Annotated in this window: 1 protein-coding gene; it reads left to right on the top strand. The window is 66.5% G+C overall.

Features of this window, described 5'->3' with window-relative positions:
* The coding region (locus BN1134_RS19270; protein ID WP_042047016.1) for a potassium/proton antiporter at positions 1 to 862 on the top strand (862 nt) is incomplete at both ends.

The raw sequence follows: 862 nt of genomic DNA, 5'->3' as shown, positions 1-862 counted from the left end.
TGGTGGCGGCCTGGCTGTTTGACATCGACCTGATGCAGGGGATGCTGATCGGCGCCATCGTCGGCTCTACCGATGCGGCCGCCGTCTTCTCCCTGCTCGGCGGACGCAGCCTGAACCAGCGGGTCGGTGCCACCCTCGAGATAGAGTCAGGCAGCAACGATCCCATGGCGGTGTTTCTCACCGTCACCCTGATCGAGATGCTCGCCACCGGGCAACAGGCCGATGGCTGGCTGTTTGTCTGGAGCCTCATCAAGCAGTTCGGCATCGGCACCGCCTTCGGCTTTACCGGCGGCTGGCTCATCTGGAAGGTCAACAACCGGGCCGAGCTGGCCCCCGGCCTCTATCCCCTGCTCACGGTGAGCGGCGGCCTGCTCATCTTCTCGGTCACCACCGCCATGGGCGGCAGCGGCATCCTGGCCGTTTACCTCGCCGGCTTACTGCTTGGCAACCAGGTGGTGCGCAGTCGCAGCACCACCCTGTCGGTGCTCGACGGGCTGACCTGGCTCAGCCAGATCTGCATGTTCGTGGTGCTGGGCCTGCTGGTCACCCCGAGCAATCTGCTGCCCATCGCCGTGCCCGCCCTGCTGCTGGCCGGCTGGATGATCCTGTTCGCCCGCCCGCTGGCGGTGTGGCTCAGCCTGCTGCCGTTCAAGAACTTCTCGGCCCGCGAGCGCTGGTTTATCTCCTGGGTCGGGCTGCGCGGCGCCGTGCCGATCATCCTGGCGGTCTTCCCCATGATGGCCGGGCTGCCCAATGCCCAGCTCTTTTTCAATGTCGCCTTCTTCGTGGTGCTGGTCTCGCTGCTGCTGCAAGGCAGTTCGCTGCCGATCGCCTCGCGGCTGGCGCGGGTGGTGGTGCCCCC

This window comes from Aeromonas simiae (genome assembly GCF_000820125.1).
GTDB classification, from domain to species: Bacteria; Pseudomonadota; Gammaproteobacteria; order Enterobacterales; family Aeromonadaceae; genus Aeromonas; species Aeromonas simiae.
This window is presented reverse-complemented; position numbering and strand designations above follow the sequence as displayed.